This is a genomic window from Paenarthrobacter sp. NPDC089322 (assembly GCF_040684895.1).
Classification (GTDB): Bacteria; Actinomycetota; Actinomycetes; order Actinomycetales; family Micrococcaceae; genus Arthrobacter.
In genome coordinates this window covers 46,475-71,688 of the sequence record NZ_JBFBGW010000001.1, presented here as the reverse complement: position 1 = coordinate 71,688, position 25,214 = coordinate 46,475, and the positions used below count along the sequence as shown (strand labels likewise).

At 62.9% G+C, this 25,214-nt stretch carries 24 protein-coding genes; 15 read left to right on the top strand and 9 right to left on the bottom strand.

What is annotated here, in order from left to right:
- Positions 1–154: 154 nt before the first annotated feature.
- Complete coding sequence (locus AB0N65_RS00350; protein ID WP_364156113.1) at positions 155–868, bottom strand: hypothetical protein; 714 nt, start codon at positions 866–868, stop codon at positions 155–157.
- 77 nt (positions 869–945) lie between these two features.
- Between AB0N65_RS00350 and AB0N65_RS00345 the strand changes: the two genes are divergently transcribed.
- Complete coding sequence (locus AB0N65_RS00345) at positions 946–1,551, top strand: YdeI/OmpD-associated family protein (RefSeq protein ID WP_364156110.1); 606 nt, start codon at positions 946–948, stop codon at positions 1,549–1,551.
- 64 nt (positions 1,552–1,615) lie between these two features.
- On the opposite strand, the gene AB0N65_RS00340 is transcribed toward AB0N65_RS00345, so the two are convergent.
- Positions 1,616–2,797: a glycoside hydrolase family 76 protein gene (locus AB0N65_RS00340; RefSeq protein ID WP_364156107.1), complete on the bottom strand. Its 1,182-nt coding sequence runs from the start codon at positions 2,795–2,797 to the stop codon at positions 1,616–1,618.
- A 91-nt stretch (positions 2,798–2,888) separates the two neighbouring features.
- Here AB0N65_RS00340 and AB0N65_RS00335 point away from each other — a divergent pair, with 91 nt between their 5' ends.
- A complete protein-coding gene (locus AB0N65_RS00335) occupies positions 2,889–3,695 on the top strand; it encodes an SDR family NAD(P)-dependent oxidoreductase (protein ID WP_364156104.1) in 807 nt (268 codons plus the stop codon).
- Positions 3,692–4,993 carry an acyl-CoA dehydrogenase family protein gene (locus AB0N65_RS00330; protein ID WP_364156101.1) on the top strand — a complete coding sequence of 434 codons (1,302 nt, stop codon included), beginning with the start codon at positions 3,692–3,694 and terminating at the stop codon, positions 4,991–4,993. Before AB0N65_RS00335 ends, AB0N65_RS00330 begins: the two co-directional genes overlap by 4 nt.
- Positions 4,994–5,018: 25 nt before the next feature.
- Here AB0N65_RS00330 and AB0N65_RS00325 read toward each other — a convergent pair whose 3' ends face one another.
- The 3 genes from AB0N65_RS00325 to AB0N65_RS00315 all read right to left on the bottom strand — a co-directional run bounded on the left by AB0N65_RS00325 (position 5,019) and on the right by AB0N65_RS00315 (position 8,269).
- Entirely contained in the window at positions 5,019–5,846 is an 828-nt protein-coding gene (locus AB0N65_RS00325; RefSeq protein WP_364156098.1) for a DUF1684 domain-containing protein, read from the bottom strand.
- Positions 5,847–6,091: 245 nt separating this feature from the next.
- Entirely contained in the window at positions 6,092–7,480 is a 1,389-nt protein-coding gene (locus AB0N65_RS00320) for an Ig-like domain-containing protein (protein WP_364156095.1), read from the bottom strand.
- A 90-nt stretch (positions 7,481–7,570) separates the two neighbouring features.
- Positions 7,571–8,269, bottom strand: a complete 699-nt coding sequence (locus tag AB0N65_RS00315) for a hypothetical protein (protein ID WP_364156092.1) — start codon at positions 8,267–8,269, stop codon at positions 7,571–7,573.
- Between the two features lie 206 nt (positions 8,270–8,475).
- Here AB0N65_RS00315 and AB0N65_RS00310 point away from each other — a divergent pair, with 206 nt between their 5' ends.
- From AB0N65_RS00310 to AB0N65_RS00275, 8 genes are all read left to right on the top strand, one after another.
- Positions 8,476–10,059, top strand: coding sequence for a sigma-70 family RNA polymerase sigma factor (locus AB0N65_RS00310; RefSeq protein WP_364156089.1), 1,584 nt, complete (start codon positions 8,476–8,478; stop codon positions 10,057–10,059).
- Between the two features lie 112 nt (positions 10,060–10,171).
- Positions 10,172–11,086, top strand: a complete 915-nt coding sequence (locus AB0N65_RS00305; protein ID WP_364156086.1) for a PIG-L deacetylase family protein — start codon at positions 10,172–10,174, stop codon at positions 11,084–11,086.
- Positions 11,086–12,009 carry an ATP-grasp domain-containing protein gene (locus AB0N65_RS00300; RefSeq protein WP_364156083.1) on the top strand — a complete coding sequence of 308 codons (924 nt, stop codon included), beginning with the start codon at positions 11,086–11,088 and terminating at the stop codon, positions 12,007–12,009. The genes AB0N65_RS00305 and AB0N65_RS00300 overlap by 1 nt, the downstream gene beginning before the upstream one ends.
- Entirely contained in the window at positions 12,006–13,277 is a 1,272-nt protein-coding gene (locus AB0N65_RS00295) for a glycosyltransferase family 2 protein (RefSeq protein WP_364156080.1), read from the top strand. The genes AB0N65_RS00300 and AB0N65_RS00295 overlap by 4 nt, the downstream gene beginning before the upstream one ends.
- On the top strand, positions 13,274–14,401 hold the full coding sequence (locus AB0N65_RS00290) for a hypothetical protein (RefSeq protein WP_364156077.1): 1,128 nt from the start codon (positions 13,274–13,276) through the stop codon (positions 14,399–14,401). The genes AB0N65_RS00295 and AB0N65_RS00290 overlap by 4 nt, the downstream gene beginning before the upstream one ends.
- A gap of 53 nt (positions 14,402–14,454) precedes the next feature.
- The gene (locus AB0N65_RS00285) at positions 14,455–14,784 is read left to right on the top strand and encodes a hypothetical protein (protein ID WP_364156074.1); all 330 of its coding nucleotides are present in this window, start codon (positions 14,455–14,457) and stop codon (positions 14,782–14,784) included.
- A 117-nt stretch (positions 14,785–14,901) separates the two neighbouring features.
- Positions 14,902–17,700 carry a phosphoenolpyruvate carboxylase gene (gene ppc / locus AB0N65_RS00280; protein WP_364156071.1) on the top strand — a complete coding sequence of 933 codons (2,799 nt, stop codon included), beginning with the start codon at positions 14,902–14,904 and terminating at the stop codon, positions 17,698–17,700.
- A gap of 17 nt (positions 17,701–17,717) precedes the next feature.
- Positions 17,718–18,023 carry a hypothetical protein gene (locus tag AB0N65_RS00275; protein ID WP_364156068.1) on the top strand — a complete coding sequence of 102 codons (306 nt, stop codon included), beginning with the start codon at positions 17,718–17,720 and terminating at the stop codon, positions 18,021–18,023.
- 4 nt (positions 18,024–18,027) lie between these two features.
- Here the strand turns inward: AB0N65_RS00275 and AB0N65_RS00270 are convergent, their stop codons facing one another.
- Positions 18,028–18,672, bottom strand: coding sequence for a DedA family protein (locus AB0N65_RS00270; RefSeq protein ID WP_364156065.1), 645 nt, complete (start codon positions 18,670–18,672; stop codon positions 18,028–18,030).
- 53 nt (positions 18,673–18,725) lie between these two features.
- Here AB0N65_RS00270 and AB0N65_RS00265 point away from each other — a divergent pair, with 53 nt between their 5' ends.
- Entirely contained in the window at positions 18,726–19,310 is a 585-nt protein-coding gene (locus AB0N65_RS00265; RefSeq protein WP_364156062.1) for an O-acetyl-ADP-ribose deacetylase, read from the top strand.
- 711 nt (positions 19,311–20,021) lie between these two features.
- Here the strand turns inward: AB0N65_RS00265 and AB0N65_RS00260 are convergent.
- Complete coding sequence (locus AB0N65_RS00260; RefSeq protein WP_364156972.1) at positions 20,022–20,987, bottom strand: RluA family pseudouridine synthase; 966 nt, start codon at positions 20,985–20,987, stop codon at positions 20,022–20,024.
- Positions 20,988–21,138: 151 nt separating this feature from the next.
- Here AB0N65_RS00260 and AB0N65_RS00255 point away from each other — a divergent pair, with 151 nt between their 5' ends.
- Positions 21,139–21,789 (top strand): helix-turn-helix domain-containing protein, encoded by a 651-nt coding sequence (locus AB0N65_RS00255; RefSeq protein ID WP_364156059.1) that lies wholly within the window; start codon positions 21,139–21,141, stop codon positions 21,787–21,789.
- Entirely contained in the window at positions 21,782–22,474 is a 693-nt protein-coding gene (locus tag AB0N65_RS00250; protein WP_364156056.1) for an SRPBCC domain-containing protein, read from the top strand. Before AB0N65_RS00255 ends, AB0N65_RS00250 begins: the two co-directional genes overlap by 8 nt.
- Here AB0N65_RS00250 and AB0N65_RS00245 read toward each other — a convergent pair.
- Positions 22,465–23,055, bottom strand: coding sequence for a TetR-like C-terminal domain-containing protein (locus AB0N65_RS00245; RefSeq protein ID WP_364156053.1), 591 nt, complete (start codon positions 23,053–23,055; stop codon positions 22,465–22,467). The genes AB0N65_RS00250 and AB0N65_RS00245 overlap by 10 nt on opposite strands.
- 77 nt (positions 23,056–23,132) lie before the next feature.
- Here AB0N65_RS00245 and AB0N65_RS00240 point away from each other — a divergent pair, with 77 nt between their 5' ends.
- Complete coding sequence (locus AB0N65_RS00240; RefSeq protein ID WP_364156050.1) at positions 23,133–23,630, top strand: DUF4188 domain-containing protein; 498 nt, start codon at positions 23,133–23,135, stop codon at positions 23,628–23,630.
- 72 nt (positions 23,631–23,702) lie between these two features.
- Here the strand turns inward: AB0N65_RS00240 and AB0N65_RS00235 are convergent, their stop codons facing one another.
- Positions 23,703–25,160, bottom strand: a complete 1,458-nt coding sequence (locus tag AB0N65_RS00235; RefSeq protein WP_364156047.1) for a PLP-dependent aminotransferase family protein — start codon at positions 25,158–25,160, stop codon at positions 23,703–23,705.
- Between the last annotated feature and the right edge of the window lie 54 nt (positions 25,161–25,214).

Sequence of the window (25,214 nt, the reverse complement as noted above, 5' to 3'; positions counted from 1 at the left end):
CCCTACAAAGGGCGTTCGTAGTTTCGGCCCCAAACGCCGAAAGATTCGTCCCGACTGAGCCTCGGGGCGCGCGTACCGCTGTCCCCAATCGATCCCAGCGACTTGATAGTAGGCTCGGTTAGCGTCAAATTCAATGACTTTTTCGTGCCGCGCGTCAGACGGGTCGTTGCTCAACCACAATCGAGGCCGGCGCGGCGCCGCTCGCGGCGTCCGGGTTGGCGATGTACAACACGTTGTCGCTGATCCGCGCCTCGATGCCGGCGTCGATGAGCCGACGCAGCAAAGGTTCCAGGCCGCCGTCGTACTCAAACGCCAAGTCTCCCGACTCCGCAGCCGCGCCGTGAACAATGCGCAGAACGCCGCCGTTCTTTGTAGTGAAAGTGGCTGATTCGTCGTCCGACGTTCGCGGCCGGGCACCGATGTTACGGAGTTCCTGGGCGGAATCTTCGACGCCCGGACTCACCCAAGTGGCTACCACCGTGAGTGCTTGGTCGGCTTTGACCGACGTGGCCCACGTGCCGTCTTCGGCCCGCCGGGCCGGATCCGCGAGGAAAGTGAAGCCGTCCCGGGCCGTGACCTGCACTGTTTCGCCGTGGGCCGCCTCGGTGACTTCCGCGATGGTTCCGTCTTCCCGGGTGCGGCGCGCGAATTCGTCCAGCACGCCCACCTCGACGCCGAAAACGGTGGCACCATCCCGCGGCCCCGCGAGGTCGTGCGCGGCCACCCGGTGCAGCGCGAGGCGACCTGAACCGGCGTCGAACTCGAACCAATCCTTGTCCTCGAAGGTGGAGACCAGGCCCAAGGCTTCCAACAGTTCAGCCCACTGCTCCGGCCGGGAGGTGAAGTGGATAGGGCGGGCTCGCAACATGGATCCTCCTGCGGGGTTGGCGCGGCTTCTGCGGTCCAGCCTATGCCGGTCGGGCGCCTACGCAGCAGAATGGGGCCATGCCTGTTGAGCTTGAAGAACTGACTGTCAAAGACGCCGCGGAGTGGCGTGACTGGTTGTCGGCGAATGCCGCGGACAGCCCCGGCGTGTGGCTGGTCCTGCACAAGAAGGGCGGCAACGTCACTGAGCTCGACTACGACGCAGCACTGGATGAAGCGCTGTGCTATGGCTGGATCGATGGCCAAACCAAGCGCCGCGACGCCGAAAGCTACCTACAGCGCATGACACCGCGGGGGCGCCGCAGCGTCTGGTCGGCACGGAACGTTGGACATATCGGTCGGCTCGAAGCTGAGGGCCGGATGACCGCTGCCGGACGTGCCGCCGTCGACGCCGCCAAAGCCGACGGCCGCTGGGAAGCTGCATATGCCGGGCCGGCCGACTCGGTGGTGCCGGACGATCTTGCCGCTGCCATAGCTGCCGTGCCGGAGGCGCAGGCCATGTTCGATGTCCTGACCTCCCAAAACAGGTTCGCCCTCATCATCCGCACCAACAGCGTGAAGCGGGCAGATACGCGCGCGCGGAAGATCGCGGGCTTCGTGGAGATGCTGGCCAAGCACGAAACACCGTACCCGCAGAAGAAAAAACCCTCCTCAGCACCCAAGTAAGTACCTCCGTACCCAAGTAAGTAGCAGTAGTGCGCGTTTTGGCGGCTCAAAACGCGCACTTCTGCTACTTAGTTGGGTCCAGGGTTGCAGCCGCTTCGAACGTCATCCAGGCCTGCAGTTGGGTGGAAAGTTCGACGGCGGCACCCGCCGGATACGTTTCGCTTGCCGGCCGCAGGGGGTCGGGAGAGAACACGAGGTCCGGGCGGGTTTTTGCTCGGATCGGGGAACTTTGCCGCTGCGGCCCGGAGTCGCTCCGGCCTGACCAGAAGGCTTCTGCCGTGTTCTGAACCATTGCGCCGGCGGCGTGCCTGGCGGCCTCCGGCAAGCGTTGGTCCCGGGCGGCCAATGCCAGATAACGGATCAGGATGCCGGTGAAGAGACCCCCGTCGCCGACACCGTGGCCCTTGATGACGAGCGTTCCGGGCAGGGTTAGTTCACGGGCGACGGCATGGACCAAGTGCGCGGCACGGTCCAGATTGTCCTGTCCGCCCAACTCCAGCAGCGCTCCCAGAACCGGCCCTTGGTTGTATGTGTAGACGGCGTCTTCCAGCACGACCTTGCCGTTGCGGAGCCGGAGTCCATCCAAATAGACCCCGCGTCCGGCGTGGAAAAGTTTCGCATTCAGCCAGTCCACGAGTGCCTGGGACTGTTCCCGGCGGCCGGTTCGGGCGAAGTACAGGGCAACGGGAGCCGTAGCGGGCGTGTTCTTGAAGTCCCGCTTAGTGCTCCAAAACGTTCCGCCGCCCAGGTCTTCGGTGGATGCCGAGTCGAATTGCAGCGTCAGGCTCTTGTGGACATACGCATTCCTGCGGCGCCCCGGTTTTTGCGTTTCTTCCGCCAAGGCCTCCAGTCGGAGCGTGGAAAGGGCCAGCCATGCCATGTCGTCGTAGTAGTCGTTGACGAAGCGGAAGAAGTTTCTGATCCGGATGGTGGTGACCAGCCGCGAAGCGAGGCGCCCGGCGCTGGGGCGGGAGGCGCCGTCGAACCTTGCTTTGGCGGCGAGTTCGCGGCGGCCGGTGTCCACGAGGCAGTCGACGTAGTGAGCCTGCCACCAGTAGTGCCAGGGCCCCAGCATCCCGCGGATTCCCTGGTGGGGAAGGCTGACCGCACCTATGTGCGTGGCGGGCAGGAAGAACAGTGGTCGGCCAAAACCGCGGGTGACCGCCCGGGCAGCCAGATCCGCGCGTCGTGCCCATTCCGTGGCGCCAGTGATGGGAGGCGGGGACGCTTGGGTGTCTGTGGGCATGGAATCAGCCTATCCGCCGGGCAGAGGTGCGCTGGATCACAATTCCAGTTAACATGCATTAACGGATTTGGGTCTGCATCAAGGAGGATGGATGGACATCAGGGGCACGGTTGCGTTGGTCACCGGGGGCGCGTCGGGCTTGGGTGCTGCAACGGCCAAGCGCTTTTTCGACGCCGGTGCCTCGGTGGTGCTGGTTGACTTGCCGCAATCGGCGGGGGAGGACTACGCGGCAGAGTTGAACGCGCAGGGTGGCGGTGACCGTCCAGGCGCGCCCCGTGCAGTCTTTGTCCCGGCCGACGTCACCAACGAGGACCAAGTCCAAGCCGCCGTCGACGCCGCAGTGTCGCTGGGTTCCCTGCGGATCGTGGTTAACTGCGCAGGTGTTGCCACTCCAGGCAAAGTGCTGGGCCGCGATGGCGTGCTGCCCCTCGAAACCTTCACCAAGGTCATCCACATCAACCTGGTGGGAACGTTTAACGTCATCCGACTGGCGGCAGCGGCCATGGTCCAAAGCGAACCCGTCAGCACCGAACTCGGGGGACCGGAGCGGGGAATCATCATCAACACAGCGTCAGTTGCAGCGTTTGAAGGGCAGATCGGGCAGCCGGCCTACGCCGCATCCAAGGGAGCAGTCGCGGCGATGACACTGCCCTTGGCGCGGGAATTCGCACGATCCCTGATCCGCGTGGCCACCATCGCCCCGGGCATCTTCGAAACACCCATGATGGCCGGTCTGCCGCAAGCCGCCCAGGAATCCCTCGGCCAGCAAGTGCCCCACCCCGCACGCCTCGGCCGAGCAGCAGAATATGCCAACCTCGCAGCCCACATCGTGGAGAACGCCATGCTCAACGGAGAAACCATCCGATTGGACGGCGCCATCCGGATGGGACTCAAATGATGGGCGACTACAGCGGCGGTTCAGTACCAGCGCCCGGCCAGGTACCGGCGTCGGGCGTTCCCGCTTCCGGTCCTTCCGCTCCTTCCATCGGTGAGTTGCCCACCGCGGACTTCTTCGACTTCGAGTCGCTCCTGAGCGTCCAGGAACAACGCAAACTCAACGAACTGCGTTCCTTCCTGGCCTCTGAAATTGCACCGTATGCCGGGCAATGGTGGGAGAAGGCGGAGTTTCCCGAGCACATCCTGCCCAAGCTGGCCGCTTTGCGCCTCAGTGCGCCGGCCCAGCGTGGATATACGCATCTCTTCGCCGGATTGGTGATTGCCGAGATGACCCGCGTGGACACATCGATCGCGACGTTCTTCATGGTCCACCACGATCTGTTCGTCGAATCCCTGTACGACTTCGGCAGCGATGCCCAGCAGGACAAGTACCTCGACGACGCCTCCAACCTCCGTACCACAGGCGCCTTCGCCCTCACCGAACCCGATCACGGATCCGACGTAGCGGGCGGGATGCAGACCACGGCGCGGCGGGTCAGCAGGTCAGAGTCCGACGGCGGCGACTACTGGGTAATCAACGGCGCCAAACGCTGGATCGGGAACGGGACGTTCTGTGACTACATGCTGGTATGGGCGAAGGATGAAGCCGACGGCGCTGTTCGGGGATTCATCGTGGACGCATCATTGCCTGGAATCACCCGGAGCCGCATCGAGAACAAGATCGCGCTGCGGACCGTGCAGAACGCCGACATTCGCCTCGACAACGTCCATGTGGCTGAAGCGGACCGCTTTGCCGGCATCAACAGCTTCGCAGATACCAACCACTTGTTGAGGGGCTCCAGGATCATGGTGGCGTGGCAGGCCGTGGGTCAGCAGCTGGCTGCCTTCGACGTCGCACGGCAGTACGCGGTGGAGCGCATGCAATTCGGACGTCCCCTGGCCAAGTTCCAGCTCATTCAGCAACACCTCGTGGACATGCTCGGAAACGCCGTGGCCTGCATGGGGATGATGGTCCGGATCGCACAGTTGCAGGAGGACATCTTCACTGATGCCCAGGGCGTTCGGCACGGTGGGGCGGACATGGCCCAAGTGGCGTTGGCCAAGGCCTATTGCAGTGCACGAATGCGTGAGACAGTGGCCCTTGGCCGCTCCATTCTTGGTGGAAACGGAATAGTCACGGACTACCGGATCGCCAAGATCTTCGCTGACGCCGAAGCCATCTTCACCTATGAAGGTTCGTACGAGATCAATTCCCTCATCGTCGGCCGTGCCGTGACAGGCGTTTCAGCCATCGTGTAGGCGGAGCCGCAGAGGTCCGCGGGCTCTAATCCTGCGGGATCTTCTCGCCGGCCTCCACCCGAACGTCCACGGAATTGCCGCGGACCGGCATGGGGCAGGTGCCGTACGGAGTGAACGCGCTGGGATAATTGATGGCCCGGTTGAAGTCGATGACGACAGATCCGTCAGGACGAGGCCGGGGGATGAAGACCTTCCGCCACTCATCGGTGGTGTCGCCATTGGTTTCATCATGGAAGGTCACGTTGAGGGCACCGAGTTTTTCCTCTTCTGCATGCAGCCGGATTTCATGCGGGACGCCCGGAACCCGGAAGACGATCTCTCCGACGGAACGGTGCACGCCATCTACGAGCGGGTTTGCCGTGCCGATGGGGACGTCCACCGGTTCGGGGTAGGCCTCAAAGCGTCCCTCCACAACCCAGTCCGGGTTGTAATCGTAGGTAGGAACACCCGCGAACTCCGTAAAGACAGGGGAGCCACCGTCGCGGGTCCGAATCGCAAACTTGTTGGCCCGCATTGCCAGCTCAACGACTACCTGCTTACCGTCCTCGCCGCCGAACTGAACCCACATGAGGGACTCTTCATCCCGGAGCGACGCGGAGATGGTCCCGACCACGACTTCGCCTGATTCAACCAGGGTGAGACCATCCGCGGCGCTCGCGGTGAGGCTTGCAGTTGTTCCGTTCGCGGACCAAAGTCCGGGAACCAGTTCCATCTCGGACGGCTCGGGATCAAGCCACTGAAAGGAGGTCAGGGTGAGCCAGCCGTGTTCCGTTGCCAGCGCCGAATTCCTCCCTGTGCGGAACCGCTCCCATCGGGCACGTTGGGCATCTGTGGCGGCGATCGTCGAGCTCATGGTTCTCCTTGGCTGGGCTTGATGGCGCTGGCTCTGTCCTCAGCTTGCATTGTCCTCAACTAAGCGCCGAAGCCCAACATTCCCGGGGGGCGGAGCGTTGCGCGGAGAGGGCGTTTCGACGGAGCGCCAGCGGCCGGGAGCCCGGATGTGGCAAAGCCCGGCAACGTCGGGGAATGGTACGGCTCGCGCTGGCCCTCAACACATGCCAGCGCGAGCCGAGTTGGTGGTCGACCGGTTCCGGCGGCCTAGTGCTGGCGGCTGGCAGCCCGACGAGCTCCCACGAACGCCAGCAGGGAGCCGACGGCGAGCAGAACCGCAGCGGCAAGGATGAACGCCGAGCCCTGAAGACCGGTGCTCGCCAGCTGTTCGGGAGCGTCCGCAGCGGGCGGCGTAGGCGTTTCCGTCACGACGATCGCGGGGGTGGTCGGTGACCGAGTGGATGTCGCGGTGCTCGTGCTTGCGGTGGGCGTGGGCGTAGGTGACGCCGCGGTGGTGGTCGGAGTGGGCGTCGGGGTAGCGGTGCTTGGAGCGGGTGTCGGGGTAGCGGTCGCCGTTGCGGTGCTCGGGGTTGGTGTCGGGGTAGCAGTGGCCGTACTTGGTGCCGGTGTCGGGGTAGGCGTGGGGGTCGGTGTCGCAGTAGTGGGCGTTGGAGTTGGCGTGGGAGTTGCCGTTCCGTCGCCGGTACCTCCTGCATGCGTCCGCTTGGTTTCTGCGCTCACGGGTGTGTCCGTGCCGGCGATAGTCACAATCCCAGTGTTTTCGTACTTGTTCAGCTTCGGGTCAGTCACCTTCGTGATGACAAACAACTCAACACGTTCTCCGGCAGGGAGCCCGGTCCAGCTGACCGTCACTTCCTGTGGAGTGCACTTGATGCTGGCAGGGTAGGCGTCGTTGTCCATGGGATCGATGATGTTCCCGTCGCTGTTGACAGTGCGTCCAACCCGCGGGGTGATCTGCCCGCAGTCGATTTCCATGCCGGCCGCGGGCATGTCCTTCACAACAACATCGTTGGTCTCCGACTCCATGGGAGGCATGTAAAAGATGGATTCCAAAACGGTCTGCGAGGCATCAGCCCACCACATTGCCTTACCGGCGGACGTTGGTGGGGTCGGACCACAATCGCTGACACAAGGACCCTCGATGTCCAAGGGGACGCGAACAACGCTGGAACCGACTGTGAACTCCAGGTCCACGCTATTCCCGTTGCCGGGCTCAGCAGCATACTGCGTGGTGAAGTTGCATGTCCCGCCCACATTGAGCGGGTGCGAAGAGACGAAGTCCGTCAAAGTAATGACCACAACCCCGGAGTCGTTGGCCACTGCGGTTGCCACAGTCTCGCCCGCCTCGTTATTGAGGTCGAATGCCGCTTCCCCGAACCAGCGAAGTTGCGGGGGAAGCTGGAGTTCGAACGAATCACCGGGTTGTGAGTGGTCAGGAACAGACCACTCACAGCTCAGATCTACTTGATCCCATTGGTCCGTGACCACTGAATCTGTACTGATGGTGACAACAGCTCCCGGGATGGTGGCGGCGGTGGCGGGCAAGGCCGACCATGTGAGTCCCAAGGCAGTCGTGACGACAGCCATCAGTGCGGCCACCAAGGAGGCGGTCTTTAGGTGGAACTGTTTATTCATTTGCAGGTGGGTCCTTCGAATCTTCGGTTTATCTAGTCGATTGATGAGTGTCTGCCCACAGATGTTCATGACGCCATCAATCGACTCTGCTCACAAGGGCTCCGGGAAGGGACTTGGCGGCATCATCTCCGAAGGAACAGACGAGAGGGGGTAGAACATCATGCGGGACGGTCTCAGGACCCCTTCGCCCACTGTTTCCACGGCTGTCCGGCATTTCATGAGGCGCTCAAGGTTGCTCTCCGAGAGAGGGAACAGCACGTGGACCGCAGAGCTCCGGTACATGGCGATCGAGCCGGTCCCGCTCAGCTGGCATTGGACGGTTTCTCCCAACCGGGCCAGCAGCGTCCAGCCGTGCCGCCGGCTTTCCAAGGATTCGGGCAGGGTAATGACGGCGAGGGCGTGCGGCCGGGAGCCTTCCGGACCTGCAGCCGAAAGTTCATGGATCCGTCGCACGAAGTGGGCCTTGGTGGCCAGGCCTGTGTAAACGTCCGTGCATGAGATGGGAGGAGCTGTCTCGGCCACTTCGGCCCAACCTTCGGCCAAGGACTGGAGGGCGTCAATATCCAGGCTTTGCTCGGCCGCCATGAAGAGGGAGCGGAAGTCCGTCATGGTTTCGCTGATGCTGACGCCATTCCTTGCCCGCGCCGCGCCCAGGGAGCGGGCGGTAGGAGCAGGGACCGTGGAACGGGAAGCAAAGGAAGTCACCACCGTCCGGACTTCCGGAAGGAACCAGTCGGCCCGGAACCGCCAACCCTGTTGGTAGCTGGTGGTCTGCCATCTGCGCAGCAAAAGGTGTCGCGAGAATGTGCATTCGGCGAATGTTTTTGTCCGGAACGATGTCATATGCCACTAGTACGCGGGTTGTGGATTTCGTGACGAAGTTTGCTCACTTTCAGACGTTGCTAAAGACTATGTATAAATTCGCGTCATGACGTGGTGGCTCGGAGCACTCCCTATGTATGGGCACGATATTAGACATTGTGGGGATGCCCTAAATGGCATCCAGGGCAAGTACGGGCAGTAATTCCAACGCCGAGGTTGAGAGCGACGGCCAACTCATCGAGTTGGTGCGTGGTGGTGACCTGTCCGCGTTCGACGAACTCTATGAGCGCCATCTGTCCATCGCGTCGACCGTGGCCAAGCGCAATGTGGACAACTTAAGCGACGCCGAGGATGTTGTCGCGGACGCTTTTCAGTCAGTACTCCAGAGCCTCATGGCAGGGAAGGGGCCGGACAATTTCTTCCGGGCGTACTTGTTGTCCACGGTGACACGGCTCTCACACCATCGGAACCGGAAGGCAGGCAAGACGCTCCCCAGCGGCGATGACTCCGTGCTGGACCACTCATTGGCGGAACCGGACGCCGTACTTAAGGCCTTCGAGTCGGAGACCGTGGCCAAGGCTTTCCGCGCTTTGCCCGAGCGATGGCAGGCGGTGTTGTGGTACTTGGATGTGGAGCGTATGAAGCCGGCTGCTGTCGCTCCCATCCTGGGTCTATCCGCCAATGCTGTTTCAGCCCTGGCCCTCCGAGCCAGGGAAGGTCTCAGGAGGCAGTACCTGCAGGCCCACATCGCCGAAGAATCCAACGGGGAGTGCTTGGAATTCGCCTCCAAACTCGGAAACTTCATCCGGGGCGGACTGTCCAGCGTTGCGGAGCGGAAAGTGCGTGCGCATTTGCAAGGGTGCGCCAAATGCACCAGTGCCTTGGCGGAATTGAAAGACGTGCAGGGAACCATGAGGGCTGTACTCGTGCCCCTGATCACGGGCATCCCGTTGACGGCGTGGGCGGGCAAAGGGGCAGGCCTGGGGTTCCTTGGTGGTTTGGTTCCGGTCAAGGCGGCTCTCGTCCTCCCTGCAATCGCTCCGCCGACGGCAATGGTGATGGTCGCTGCCGCGGGTCTTGGCCTCGTATTTGGCGCTTTGGCAGTTACCGACCAGCCGGCACCCGATGCCCGTGTGGAGCAACCCGTCGTTGAACTGACAGCTACCGGGACTTCTCCCACTTCCGCGGCGCCCTCGGCCACGGTGGAAATTCCCGAGCCCAGCCCTGTGCCATCAGCACCAATGATTGCTTCTGATCCATCGCCCGCCCAAGTACAGTCTCCAGCGCAAGTACAAGAGGAGTCCGTGCCGGCGGCGCCGTCTGTTGAACCGGTGGCACCACCTGAGGTCCGTGAAACCCGGCCTCCCTCCTTATCTCCGTCCCCCGTTACCAACTCCCCGGCACGTCCGGCGTTCATCAGCGCCACGGTGCGGGAAGAGAGGGCCGGTGATGTCAAGCTCTCCGCTTTGCATGTGGATTTCACTACGGAAGGTCCCAATCCTACGGGCGCGGGAAAGGCCGTATTCAGGGTCGGGGAAGACACGAGCATCCTTGGCCAAAGTGTCACGGCGCCGGAGGGCTGGCGGTGCGACTTGGAGGAAAGCACAACTTTGACGTGCGTGACCAACTCGATGAGCCGGAGCGATCTCCATTTCCACATCACTACTGAGGCCCATCGTAAGAGGACGCCAGGCCTTCTGACGTACTCCCTGAGCGGGGAAGGCCTGGTGTCCAGCGAGTTTGTCTACAGCTACTAAGCCTGAATTCGATGCCCTTCCGGCGTCATGTTGGCCGTGCGGCATGCACTGATCCATGGGCAGGGCCGAACGCGGCTACTGGACATCTTGATTTAGGAAATATGGGGGAAGAATGAGCGCAGCGTTGTATGCCGTTGCTGGTTTGTTGGGGGCCTTGGCAGTTGTCTGGGCAGTAATTCCGGTGGGACGGAACTGGTATGTTCGCAAATTCATCACGCCGCACCGGTTGCGTCTTGCCATGGCAGGTACAGGAGCAGTGGTGCTCCTTGGGCTGATCGGCTGTGTCTTGGGTTCATTCAAGAACCCTTGGCTTGAAGTTGTAGTACTCCTGGCCGCCGCCGGGCTCATCGTGGGGTGCCTCGTTGCGTCTGCCCTGAGGATCAATCATGGAGTTGCCACGCAACCGCGGCGCGTTCTGGCCATTGGGGCGCACCCGGATGACCTTGAGTTGGCCTGCGGCGCAACGCTTGCCAAGCTTGCGGACGCAGGGCACGAAGTCCGCACGATGGTGATGAGCTCAGGCAGCCAGGGTGGAGACAGCTCCATCCGCGCAATGGAAGCGGAGTCCGGTTCGGAGTTCATGGGGGCATCCGAAGTGCAGGTCCATGATTTCACGGACACGAGCCTGTCCGACCACGGACAGGAAATGGTCAAAGCGATCGAAGCCCTGATGGAGGATTTCCGACCGGATGTAGTCATGACCCATTCAGGTCATGACTACCACCAGGATCATCAGGCGGTGCACAGCGCCACCATGCGGGCGGCCCGCCAGCATTCGTCCATATTGTGCTTCGAGAGTCCCTCGTCCACCCGGCAATTCAATCCCAGTGTTTTCGTGGATATCGATGGCTACCTGGATGTGAAGATCCACGCCGTGTCGATGCACCGAAATCAGAAGGGAAAACCTTACATGTCTGCCGAAAGGGTCCGCAGTCTCGCGGCTTTTCGGGGTTCCCAAGTAAAGACCTCCTACGCGGAAGGCTTTGAGCCCGTTCGCCTGCTTGGCTCAGCCGTGGGGGAGTTCTGATGGCACGATTCCTTATCACCGGGGTCGGAGGCCCTGCCGGCAAATCGCTGGCACGGCAGTTGATGGATCAAGGACACTGGGTGGCCGGTGCAGACATGCAACAGGTTCCGCGGGCTGCGGCCCATGCCGTAGCGGTGGTCTCCCGGGCAGATTCGCCTGGATACCTTTGGGAATTGAGGGGGCTCGTGGCCTCTCACGGCATCGACTTCCTCATACCCACGGTCAGCGATGAGCTTGTCCTGCTGTCTGAGTCCAGGGAGGACATTGCCCCTGGAGTCGGGGTGATCGTTGCAGCTCCCGGGCCAGTCCGAACGGCCAACGACAAGTACCTCACCATGACGTGCCTGGCCAATGCCGGCGTGAGTGTTCCGCCATTCGGCCTTCCCAGTGACTTCGATTCAGTGTTCGAGGCGATGGATCTCCTTGGTGGACCGCTGGTGGTCAAGCCGCGTGTGTCCCGAGGCGGACGAGGGGTGCACTTGTTGGAACGGACAGGTGGCCGGAGTGCACTCGCGGAAAGGTTCTGGTTATCGGTGGACGATTCGTGGATCGTCCAGCGATTTGCCCCCGGAACCGAATACGCCCCCGTTGTCCACCGATCTGCCGAAACTCCCCGGCCGGAAGACACGGTGGTGGTCCTGGAGAAGACGGAACTCAAGGACGGCCGGGTGGGGAACGCAGTTTCCGTGCGCAGGGTCGGCGGCACAGAGGCTCTTGACGTGGAGCAGTTGGCCCACGCCGCGGTCGAGGCGATGGGCCTCACCGGGCCCGTTGACCTGGATATCCGGCGAATGCAGGATGGCATGCCGGTGGTGCTGGAGATCAACGCACGCTTTGGAGCAAACAGCGCGCACGCACCGGAACTGCTGGAGGGCATCCTGGATCTTTATGTCGGGCGCCAACTGTCCGGACGGTCTGTGTGACGCTGGTCGATGTTGCCCTGGCTTTTGTCAACATTGGTGGTCTCATCATTCTGGGCTTTGGCGCTGTGAAGCTGGGCTACGTCCCGCTGGCGCTGTATTTCAACAGGTTGTACCGTCACAACGCTGCAAAGCACCGGTACTTGGCGCTGAATGACACGCCGCTGGTTTCCGTTATTGTCCCGGGCTACAACGAGGCAGTGGTTATTACCAAGTGCGTGGAATCCATCCTCGCGAGCCGCTATCGCCGGCTGGAGGTCATATTGGTTGACGACGGGTCCAGTGATGCCACGCCGGACATCATGGCCGAACTCGCGGAACAGCATGACCGTGTGAGGTTCTTGTCCCAAGCCAATGCGGGAAAAGGCGCGGCATTGAACCGTGGTATCAATGCGGCCGATGGCGAGATCCTGATGTTCGTCGACGCTGACGGTATCTTCGCTCCCGACACCGTCCTCCACATGCTGGAGGGTTTCGATCACCGGGATGTCGGTGCCGTCTGCGGCGATGACCGCCCCGTCAACCTCGACAGGGTGCTGACCAGGATGCTTGCAGTCCTTAGCCATGTGGGCACGGGACTAGTACGGCGGGCGTTGTCGCTTTTGCATTGCCTGCCCATCGTGTCCGGAAACATCGGGGCTTTCCGCCGGGACCTTGTCCGTGAAGTCGGCGGGTTCCACGAGGATACGCTCGGTGAAGACCTTGAACTGACGTGGCGGATCTACGAGGCCGGCTACCGTGTCCGTTTTCAACCCAAGGCACTCGTCTACGCCGAGTCTCCCTCTACGCTGCATGGCCTGTGGCGCCAGCGGGTGCGTTGGTCCCGCGGCCTTCTGCAAACCCTGCGGATGCACGCCAAGATGCTGGGAAGGCCACGATATGGCCCCTTCGGACTGTTCCTGGCCTTCAATGCGATGACCATGGTGGTCATCCCCGTCCTGCAATTGTCCGTCCTGGCCGTCATGCCGTTCCTCTACATAGCCGGTGCTGGCCCAATCCCCGGTGAAATATTGGCCATCCTCGGGTGGCTCGGCCTGTTCGTATCGCTGACGCTGATCATTTTCTCCATCGGGCTCAACCGTTCATGGCGTGATGCGCGTTTCCTGTGGACACTACCGTTGTGGCCGCTCTATTCGGTGTTTGTTGGTCTGGCCCTGACCAGCGCAATCGTCAAGGAAGTGAAGGGCAGTCCTGCCGTGTGGAACAAGCTTCAACGGACAGGCGTCATCTCAGTGACCGCCACTGAAGCGTGCGACAGGAAGCAAGCATGAACATGAGGTTGTTTCGAGGTCTTCTCATTGCCGTGCTTGTTGGCACGGTTTCCACAACTCCGGTGGCGTCGCCCGCGCCGGTTCCGCCCAGGGTCGAGGAGACAATGCGGCCAGCCGATCGAATGGTCAACCTTGGCTTCGAAGATGTTGTCCGGAGCGATCCCCGGTATCTTGACGAGTTGGCTGCGCGTCTTGAGGCAGTGGACGCGACGGCCGTATCCATCAGCGTTGGACGGACGGACTGGACTGCTTTCCCATGGTCCGGTCAGGTGCGGACGGATTCCAGCCAGGTGACCGACACCGGCCAGGACTTTGTGGCTGGAGCCATCTCCAAACTGGGAGTTGCAGCCAACGGAAAACGGCGGGACATCGTCCTGACCATCGACGTCCTGCTGGAACGGGCGTTGCAGGAAGACCCTTCGCTTGCCGGAATCAGCGCTACTGGCGCAAAGTCTTCCAGCTTTGCGAGTGTATCGGCGCTTCGTCGGGGAGAAGCCGGGAACAAGCTTGCGGCGTTGGCTGCCGAGGTTGCCAAAAGATATCGGCCCACCGCGGTTGACCTGACGGAATTGATGTTTGATGGCTTCGCTTTCGGCACAGATGATTTGGTGGACTTCAAAGCCACAACAGGCGAGCCGGACTGGCCCCGCCTGGACAACGGTTCCATCGACCAATCAGACCCCCACCTTCGGACGTGGAAGTGTGAAGCGGTGGCGGACATTGTCCGAAAGGTGAGTGCCGCCGTCGAGCCTTTTGGCGTCAGGGTGGAGATGGATGTGCGGTCGCCGCGCAAAACCGCAGCCGGGGACCGGGCGGAGAGCGGGCATGATTACGAACTTCTCCTCAAGCAATTGGACCGCCTTCACGTGTGGCAGTACGTGGGGCTTAACGGGAGGCGCGCTCCGGGGACACAGGAATTGGTTCGTGCTTTGAATGAACGGGCGAAGGATCGCTTGTCGCTCTCGCTGGGCCTATGGTCCGAGGACGGCACCATCTCCGCCGAAACGTTCGCGGCGAACTTGGAGGAGGCCGAGCTTGGAGGTGCCACTTCCGTGTCGGTGACTCCCGCGAGCCTCATGAATGATGCCCATTGGGAGGTTTTGAAGCACGCCTGGGCGGAGTAGCGGGCCCGCCGCCAAGGCTGGGCTGCACCTGCTGGGCGGCGTAACCTGATCGCATGGGGATGGATGCGGTTCTCGCCGGAATTGTCAGCGTTGCGCTGATTCTAGGATCCATCTGGGCCGGTACCAGGGTTGTTCAACGCGGTGTGCCGACCAAGGGTGCCACGGGAACCCTGGGAAGCGTTTTGTCCATGATCGATCCGTCAACCGGCGCGCCAACAAAGGTGGAATCCGCCGCTGCAGTGGAGGAGTTGCGGCAGCGACGACATGAGCGGTATTCGGAAGGTCCGGGCGTACCGGGCGGTGACCCATACGACGGTAAAGTCACGTTAAGGCGCACCAGCGGCACCTCGGGGAACGTCAATCCGGGTGACGTCAAGATCTGAGACGCATTCCCGCTGTTGATCCCGGTGAGGGTAATATCCCGTAGGAACACTAGTAACCCGGCTCACAGTATCCAGCGCAGTGTACGAGCCAAAACCAGACCCCGAAGGTAAGTATCCATGGTTCACACTGCCCATCAAGACACCGATCTCGCGGCCGAACTGCGAGCCGATGTTCGTCGCGTTTCCACCCTCCTTGGTGAATCCTTGGTGCGACAACACGGCCCGGAACTGTTGGAACTCGTTGAACAGGTCCGCCTGCTGACCAAGGAGTCGAAGGAAGCTGCGCGCGGCGGCGCCGATGCGACCGGCCCTTGGAGCGCGCACGACGTCGTTGCCCAGGTCCGCGAACTGCTCGCCTCCCTGCCACTTGAGCAAGCGACGGACTTGGTCCGGGCTTTTGCATTCTATTTCCACCTCAGCAACGCTGCCGAGCAGGTCCACCGGGTGCGCGGGTTGCGGACCAGGCAGGAAAAGGACGGCTGGTTGGCGAAGGCAGTGGCCGAAATCGCGGGGCAGGCAGGACCGAAGGTTCTGCAGGACGTCGTGAACGAGCTCGACGTCCGGCCAATTTTCACGGCCCACCCCACCGAGGCGTCACGGCGTTCCGTGCTGGACAAGATCCGCAAGCTCTCCGATGTCCTGGCCCAGCCCACCCAGGAAGGGACGTCGGCACGCCGCAGGCAGGACCGCCAGCTGGCTGAGATTATCGACCAGATGTGGCAGACGGATGAGCTCCGCCAGGTTCGTCCCACTCCCGTGGACGAGGCCCGGAACGCCATTTACTACCTGAACAGCATCCTCACCGACGCCATGCCGGAGATGTTAACGGACCTTTCGGAACTTCTTGCCGAGCACGGCGTTGCCCTCCCATCCGGCGCGGCGCCGCTGAAGTTCGGGTCGTGGATCGGTGGTGACCGGGACGGCAACCCGAACGTCACTGCAGCTGTGACGCGGGAAATCCTCCAGCTGCAGAACCAAAATGCCGTCCGCATCAGCATCGCCTTGATCGACGAACTGATCTCCGTCCTGTCCAACTCCACTGCGCTGTTCGGTGCGGACCAGGAGCTTTTGGACTCGATCCGGGTGGACCTCAAGAACCTCCCCGGCCTGGACAAACGGATCCTGGAGCTCAATGCACAGGAGCCCTACCGGCTCAAGCTGACCTGTATCAAGGCCAAGCTCATCAACACAGGTCGCCGCATCTCGGCCTCCACCTACCACGAGCCGGGTCGGGACTACTCCACAACGTCTGAGCTGCTTGCGGAGTTCGGCCTTCTGGAAGAGTCACTGCGGAACCACTCCGCGTCACTGGTGGCCGACGGAGCCTTGGCCCGCGTTCGTCGAGCCATCGCGGCCTTTGGCTTGCATTTGGCAACCCTGGACATCCGCGAACACGCCGACTACCACCACGACGCTGTCGGCCAGCTGGTGGACCGGCTTGGAACGGAGAAGCCCTACGCGTCACTTACCCGCGAGGAGCGTTTCGAATTCCTGGGCGCGGAGCTGGCCTCCCGCCGGCCGCTGTCAGGGCATCCGATCAAGCTCGACGGCGCGGCGGACGGCACGTACGACGTCTTCCGGAGCATCCGCCAGGCACTGCATACCTACGGGCCGGATGTTGTGGAAACCTACATCATTTCCATGACCCGCGGCGCGGACGACGTGCTGGCCGCTGCAGTCCTGGCTCGCGAAGCCGGCCTCATAGATCTTTTCGGCGCCAAGCCGCACGCCAAAATCGGTTTCGCCCCGCTGCTGGAAACCGTGGAGGAACTCCGGGCATCGGCGGAGATCGTGGACCAGTTGCTGTCCGACCCCTCCTACCGGGAGCTCGTGCGCCTCCGCGGGGACATCCAGGAAATCATGCTGGGATACTCGGATTCCAACAAGGAATCCGGCGTCATGACCAGCCAGTGGGAAATCCATAAGACCCAGCGGAAACTGCGCGACGTTGCTGCCAAGCATGGTGTCCGCGTGCGCCTGTTCCATGGCCGCGGCGGTTCCGTGGGCCGTGGCGGCGGACCTACCTACGATGCCATCATGGCCCAGCCCAACGGCGTCCTTGAGGGCGAAATCAAGTTCACCGAGCAGGGCGAGGTCATCTCGGACAAGTACTCCCTTCCCGAGCTGGCCCGTGAGAACCTTGAGCTCTCTTTGGCTGCCGTCATGCAGGGCTCCGCGCTTCACCGGACCCCGCGCACCTCGGAGGATGAGCGCGAGCGGTATGCCAACGTCATGGAGACCATCTCCGACGCCGCGTTCGCACGCTACCGTGCCTTGATCGACGACCCCGATCTTCCCGCCTACTTCCTTGCCTCCACACCGGTTGAGCAGCTGGGTTCCTTGAACATCGGATCACGCCCTTCCAAGCGACCGGACTCCGGTGCCGGCTTGGGCGGCTTGCGCGCCATCCCCTGGGTGTTCGGCTGGACGCAATCCCGGCAGATCGTTCCGGGCTGGTTCGGTGTGGGCTCCGGGCTGAAGGCGGCGCGCCAGGCAGGGGACACTGACCAGCTCATGGAGATGATGGACCGCTGGCACTTCTTCCGCTCGGTCATCTCCAACGTCGAAATGACGCTGGCCAAGACAGACATGGAAATCGCCGGACACTACGTCTCCTCGTTGGTGCCCGAAGAACTCCACCGCCTGTTCCACATGATCCGCGACGAGTACGAGCTCACGGTCGCAGAAATCGAACGGCTCACGGGGGAAATTGAACTTCTGGACGCCCAGCCCACGCTCAAGCGATCCTTGGAGATCCGGGACCAGTACCTCGATCCGATCAGCTACCTGCAGGTGGAACTTCTGCGCCGCGTGCGCGAGGAATCCCTCTCCGGCGCTGAGATCGACGAGCGGCTGCAACGTGCCATGCTCATCACCGTGAACGGTGTGGCCGCCGGTCTGCGCAACACCGGCTAGGCCGTTAGGGTGGTGGGATGCCGTCGTTCCAGACCAAGTTGAAGATCACCGGACTCAAGCCCGGCAACCCGCCTGAATCCGTCATGGCCGCGGCAGTGGAGGCATTGGAAACCCGCCACCATGTGGAGTCGAACCAACTCGACATCGTCGGCGGAGTCCCGCAAATCAGTCTGCGGTTCATGGTGGATGCCCGCGACTACGCCGGCGAGAACGACGACGCCCGGACGTCGGCTGCCATGATGCGTGACGCCGTCGAACGCGTTGCGTTGACTGGCAGCCTCTACGTCCTGCGGCGCAGCCGCGGTCGTTGGTCCCCGATCTAAAGTCTTACTCGGGTTGCGGCACCCCGCCGGGCTCGTCGCCGTCGTACGGTTCATCCACCGGCGAGCGGTCCCCCCGGCGGCGCGTCACAATAAACCCGACGACGATGCCGATGATCAGGCCTACGCCCACTCCTATGAGTGAACTGGCCCAAAAGGGCAGTTTGGTGGCGGAACCGGTGAAGTAGCCCAGACCGACCTGCCACGCCGCCCACAACACGGCACCGAGCCCGGCGCAGAGGCTGAACCCGCGAACGGAAACGTTGGCAATCCCGGCGGCGGACGACGTCGCGAGCCTGCCGCCCGGGACGAAACGCGCCCCGATGATGGCGCCGTAGGTGGAAGAGCGGCCGGCTTTCGCGATGGCCTCGTGAATCCCGCGGTGCACCTTCCGGCCCCACGCCCAACGGTCAAGGACGTGGCTGACGCGCCGCTTGAACAGCAGGTACACGGCCATGTCGCCCAGCCAGGACGCGAAGGCCGCGAGGAGGAGGATCAACCAGAAATTCGCGTGGCCGTCGGCGGCCAGCGCTCCCCCCGTGATGACCACCATCTCCGAGGGGACCGGCGGAAAGATGGCATCGCCCAGCACAATGGGAACGATCCACAAATAGATGGCGGATCCCCACGTCTCCGGGGCGATGAAGTCCATGGGCACAAGGTATCGCACTTGCCGCCCCGGCGCTGCGGCGCGAGACTGTGCCCATGCGAATCGATATCCTGCACGGCGACATTACGACCCGCGACGTCGACGCGATCGTCAACGCAGCCAACTCATCGTTGCTCGGCGGCGGGGGAGTGGACGGTGCCATCCATAGGGCCGCCGGACCGGAACTGTTGGAAGCATGCCGCGAACTGCGCCGCTCGCAGCTGCCGGATGGCCTGCCGGTCGGTGCTGCTGTTGCTACCCCGGGGTTCCGGCTTCCCGCACGATGGGTGGTCCACACCGTGGGTCCAAACCGGCACGCAGGCCAAACCGACCGCGCGCTGCTCGCCTCATGCTTCCGGAAAAGCCTCCAAGCAGCTGCTGGGCTGGGTGCCCGGTCCGTCGCTTTTCCGGCCATCAGCGCGGGGATCTACGGATGGGACGCCCGCGAGGTTGCGGAAATAGCGCACGACGCCGTTGGGTCGTTTTCGTCGTGGGCTGCGGAAGGTGCCGCTTATGCGGGCGCCGCTTCGGGCGGTCCTTCCTGGGGCGGTACTACTTCGGGCGGCGCGCTTGAGGTGGTGGAGTTCGTCCTGTTCTCGGAAGATACGACGGCGGTCTTCCGCTCTGTGTTCGAGCGGTGACCGTTGGTGTCCGCGCCGTGACCGTTGGCCGCTGCCCGCAGGAACCTTCCAGCCTTGAAGTACCAGTAGGGCCACGCGGCCCACGCTGCTGCACCGGCAACAAACCCGGCTCCCATCACGGAGTAACGGAGCCACTGGGGCTCCGGGATGAGGAACCCGGCACCGGCGACCGGGAGGCCCACGACCAGTGCGCCGCCGATGAACCGTCCAAGCCGGGCCAGCCCGCGAGGATAGCCTTCCACCGTGAGGAGTTTGTTCTGCCCAACCAGGAACCACGCAGCCTGTGTGGTGATTGCGGCAACGGACACCACGGTTGAAGGCGTGAAGTCGAGGACCTTGAACACCAGCAGGGCCGAGCTCGTTGCCCCGGCCGCGCAGGCGCCCACGGTGATCCATTTCAGCGGCTTGCTCCACGGTGCTGCGGGGAGGCGTTCGTGTACCTGGAGTATCACCGGAATGGCAAGGACGTTGAATACGGCGCCCGTGGCATCGTTGATGGTGCCGAAGACGTAAGGGCCACCTCGGGGCACTTCCACGGCATACATGGTGCCCAGCGTCAGCACCCCTGCGACGCCCGTAGCCGCGGCAGCATAGGCGAACACCGAAGCGGTGTTGTCGCCCGGCAATTTCTCGTAGTGCTCCATGCGAACTCCCCGATCCTGCCCCAGCACCATCATGGTAGTCCGGTGCGGCGGGTGAGGGAACGGGGCCTCAGCCGTGGGCTTCGCTCAGCTCCAACTGGCTGCGGTATTCAACGGGCTGCTTCGTGATGGGGTCCACGAACGTGATGCCCCGGGCCAACAGTTGGAGGGGCTTGCTGTAATCGTCCGGCGCTTTGTCCAGGAGGTCCGGGTAGAAGGAGTCGTTGACGATGCCCAGTCCCAGCGATGCCATATGGACGCGCAACTGGTGGGTTTTCCCGGTGTGCGGTTCCAAGCGGTACAGCGCCCGGGCTGAAGCAGTCCCACGGCTGGTGGGGTCCACTGGACGGCGAGTGCCGGCGTCGAACGTTGTGAGGCGCTCGATGCGCGTCTCCGCGTTCGGCTCCCCGTCAATCACCTCCGCGAGGAGGTAGCTGCGGGACTTGGTCATGCGGTTGCGCACCACTGTGGGAAATTCGACGGCGGGATAGCCATCGGCGGGCGTTGCGGCGGAAACGCACTCGTATTCTTTTTGGACCTGCCGTTTCTCAAAGAGAACCTGGTACTTGCCGCGCGTTTCCGGGTTGGTGGAAAGGAGCAGGATGCCAGCAGTCATGCGGTCCAGGCGGTGCATGGGGATGAGGTCCGGGAGATTCAGTTGGTTCCGCAGGCGTACGAGGGCCGATTCCTGAATGTAAGTACCACCGGGGGTGGTGGGCAGGAAATGCGGCTTGTCCACCACAAGGATGTGTTCGTCCTGGTGCAGGATGGTGATTTCCACGGGTAGGCGGGTTTCCGAGGGAAGGGTCCGGTAGTACCAAATGAAGGTGTGGTCCTCCAGTTTGGTGCTCCTGCTAAGGCGCACGCCACCCTCGCCCACGATCTCGCCGGCATCGAATCGGTCCAGGATGCCCTGGGGATCAATGTGGCCCCAGCGGTGCATCATGTAATCCATTGCGGTGTCCCACGGCCCTTCGTCCGGAAGGCGCAGGCGGGTCGCGTTTACGCCGTCGCGCACGGGAAGGGGGGATTGCATCACCGGACAATTCTACTGTGGCTCCCGTTGCGGGGCCCGCTCCACGCCCCCTGGATCGCTCCGAAGCGCGCAGAGCGGGCCACGAGGCGGTATCATCCCGAAAAGAAAAAACTTCTTGACAAATAAAATTGTCGGTGGCGATACTTGAACCATGTTGGACATCGAAGTGATCGAAGACCCGGCTGCGGCGGAAGTTTCCCTGGATCCGATCCGCACCCGCATCCTTCAGGAACTCGTCGATGCGGCGACGGCAACGCAGCTCGCGGCAAAGGTGGGTCTGCCCCGCCAGAAAGTGAACTACCACCTCAAGGCCTTGGAGCGGCACGGCCTGGTGGAGTTGGTGGAAGAACGGCGCAAGGGCAATGTCACCGAGCGTGTGGTGCGTGCGACTGCGGCCTCGTACCTGATCTCGCCGGTCGCCCTGGCTTCCGTGGCGCCTGATCCGCGGCGCTTCGCGGACCGGTTTTCCGCTTTCTGGCTCTTGGCGCTCGCATCGCGGACCGTCCAGGAAATGGGCAAGCTCATTTCCGGCGCCGCGGCCGCGAGGAAGAAGCTCGCCAGCTTTGCGATCGATGGCGAGATCACCTTCCGCTCCGCGGCCGATCGCGCAGCTTTCGCGGAAGAGCTCGGCGTGGCGGTGACCCGGCTGGTAGACAAATACCACGACGGCGGCGCTGCCGCGGCGGCTGGCGGCGCACGCAAGCACCGGCTTGTCGTCGTACTTCATCCAGCACTCAAGACCTCATCAGTGGAAAAGACCTCCTCGGAGCAAACGGCAGAAAAGGAACAAGGCAATGACTGAAAATCGTGACTTCGAAATCGTGGCAGACGTCGAGCTGCCAGGCACTCCTGAGCGCGTGTGGAACGCCGTCACCGCAGACACGGCGGCTTGGATGTTTCCCACGGATCAATGGCCCGATGTGAAAACCACAGAGGAATACCCCACCCACTTGGTATCCCGCATGGACGGCCCGGACGGCTGGTTCAACCAGTTGGAGCACGTTCTTCAGCCAGTGGAGGGCGGCCGGGCCAAGCTGCATTACGTGCACAGCGGCATCTTTGCGAACAACTGGGACGAGCAGTACGACGGCGCGAGCAAGCACACGGCGTTCTACCTCCACACGCTGGGGCAGTACCTGCAGTATTTCGACGGCCGGCCCGTGGTTTTCACAGACATCCAGGCACCGGCTTCGTCACAGTCAGCTGACGGTTTCGTGCAGCTGAAGAAGGCCCTTGGCGTAGATGGCGTCGACGCCGGAACGCGGGTTGAGCTTGACGTGGACGGAATCGGCCGGTTGAGCGGTGAACTGGATTTCTCGAATGACAACTTCCTCGGACTCCGGACGTCGGACGCCATGTACCGGTTCTTCGGCCGGAACGCCTTCGGTGCTCCGGTGGGCATGACCGTGCACGAGTTCAGCGGCACAGCAGACTCTGAACTCGCGGCCAAGGCTTGGGGTGCATTCCTGGAAAAGGTCTACGCGTAGGGGTCACCCTGGGTCCACGCGCGGGCCACGCCTTCCAGGGCTGCCTCGTAGATTCCGCCCCAGTCCGTGCCGTGGTTGTCCACTTGGGCCAGTTCCAAGCTGACCAGGCCGTGCACTTGCCCCCAGATCGTCATGGCTACTGTGGCGGGATCGTCCCTTCGGAGCCGTCCCGCTTCCTGCCCTTGGGTGACCGCCTCCAGAAGTGGGAGCATCGAGCCTGAGGCGACTTCCGGCGTCGGGCTGCAATCAACGTAGGCCGCCAGCGCACCGCCGAACATCAGCCTGTAGAGCGCCGGGTGTTCCAGCGCCCAGGCGCGATACGCGCGGCCAAGTCCCCTCAGCCCGTCCGGTGCGGCTTCCTGCTGCGAGGCACCGAAGGAACGGAATCCCTCGTCGACGGCGGCCCGCAAGAGTTGGGCTTTGCCGCCGAAGAGGGAGTAGACCGCCGTGGTGGAGGTGTTGGCCGCGGCGGCTACATCGCGCAGCGTCACTCGCGCCGGCCCCTCCCGGTCAACGAGCTCGGCAGTGACGGCCAGGAGCCGTTGCTGGACCAGGTGGTCGTGAACTATTGGTCTTGCCATGCCATCAAGTGTTTCATAACATTGTTTCATAACAACGTTATGAAACCCCCTAAGGTACATCGACTCCAAGGAATGACATGGCACAGGAGATCTTTCCCGGACGCTTCACGGCGGACATCGGGCGCGATACGGTCACCGTATTCCTCATCGGAATGCGGGCCAACAAGTGGTGGAAGATGGGCAAGGTGGGGCGCGTTGCCTCGGCCATGCCTGTAATGATGCAGCACCTCGCGGCCAATCCCGAGGCAGGCCTCCTTGGCAGCGAGCAGTGGTTCGGGCGGACCACCATTCTGCTGAGCTATTGGGAAAGTCCGGAACACTTGAGGCGTTTCGCCGCCGACAGGGATTCGCCGCACCTTGGTCCGTGGCGGAAGTTCATGAAGGAGATTGCCGGGAGCGGCGACATCGGCGTGTGGCATGAGACGTACCAGGTGCCGGCCGACGGCATCGAAGTGATCTACAACGGGATGCCCCTGTTCGGCTTGGCGAAGGCTACCTCGCACGTTCCCGTCGGGCCCGGGAGCAACACAGCGAAGCAGCGGATGGGCTCAGCGGCTCGGGTGGCACCCAAGTAGGTCGCAATTGTGCGCGTTCTGGACGTCCAAAACGTGCGCAAATGCGACTCAGTTGGGCTGATTTGAGTTGGGCTAGGCGACGGCGGCGGGCCGCTCGGTCTTGAGGGTCCGCCGAAGCTGGGGCGACGCGTCGAGCTTGTCCTGGGCGGCGCGCAGGGCGCCGACGGCTGACTCGAGTTGGGCTGGTGGCAGCGTGTAAGGCACGCGCAAATAGTGCTCAAACGCTCCGCCAACTCCGAACCTCGGACCCGCGGCCAGTCGAATGCCGAACTCGGGGGCCAACACCGTTAGCGCTGTACTGCAGGGCGTTGGCAGGCGGCACCATACGGTGAGCCCGCCTTGGGGTCGTTCCACTTCCCATTCAGGCAGGTGTTCTGCAAGCAGCGACATTAGCGATTCGCGGTTGAGTCTCAGCTCGCCAAGGCGGGCATCCAAGGGCTCGGCGAATGAGCGAACCAACCGGGCCGCGGCCAACTGCTCCACCACCGGACCGCCGAGGTCCATCGTGGTCCTGGTGGCCACGAAACGAACGATCAAGGCCGGGTCTGCCCGGATCCACCCCGTCCGGAGACCTGCCCAGTGCGACTTGCTTAGCGATCCGATGGAAACAACAGCCGGACTGAAGGCCGACAATGGCGAGGTGCGGACGCCGTCGGGATTCAACGCCCTTAACGTTTCGTCCACCACCAGCACGGTCCCCGAGGCCACGGCGGCACGGACAAGCTGTCGCCGCTGAAGATCGGGCATGATACGGCCGGTCGGGTTGTGAAAGTCCGGCACGAGGTATGCCATGGCGGGATGCTGCTGGTTCATCACGGTTATCATCGCGTCAATATCCCAAGCAGTGGACGTACCCTCGCGCACGTGAGGCAACGCAACGGGGAGTGGCCTGCAGCCGGCAGCCCGGATTGCGTCGAGGGCATTGGGGTACGTTGGATGATCCACCAGGACCTTGTCCTGTTTGCCGGCGAGGGTCCTCAGGACGATATTGAGCGCGTGCTGGGCGCCGGAGGTCACCAGGATTTGATCAGCAGTAGTGGGAACTCCCTCGGCGGTGTACTTGTCCGCGATTGCTTCGCGCAACGCCGGCACTCCAACCGCGTCGTATCCGAATCCGGGCAGAAGCGCGGGTAGCTCGGTCAAAGCATCGGCAAAAGCCCTATGCACAACCTCGCCCGCTGCGGGCAGCGATGCATAGGCCAGGTCCAGCAACCCGTCCGGAACTGCAAGGCCGGGCGCGCTGACCGGGCCTGTGCGGTGGGGAATGCAGGTACGGCCCCGGCTGCCCTGGCCGGTGGTGAGGAAACCCTGCTCCCGCAGGCTGGCGTAAGCGGCGGTGACGGTGGTGCGGCTAAGCCCCAGCGTCTGCGCCAGTGCCCGCTCACTCGGCAACGCAACGTCAAGCGGTATCCGTCCATCCATCACCAGCAAACGCACGACGTCGGCCAGCTCCCGGTAGGCGGGAAGCGCGCCTGGGTTCCAAGCGCCTAAAAGGCGGACCAGAGCTGTGGGGTTCAGGGAGCCGGACATAGGACCAGTATTTCAAACTGGCTATGGATTACAAGGCCAGTTTTTAGGGAGGAT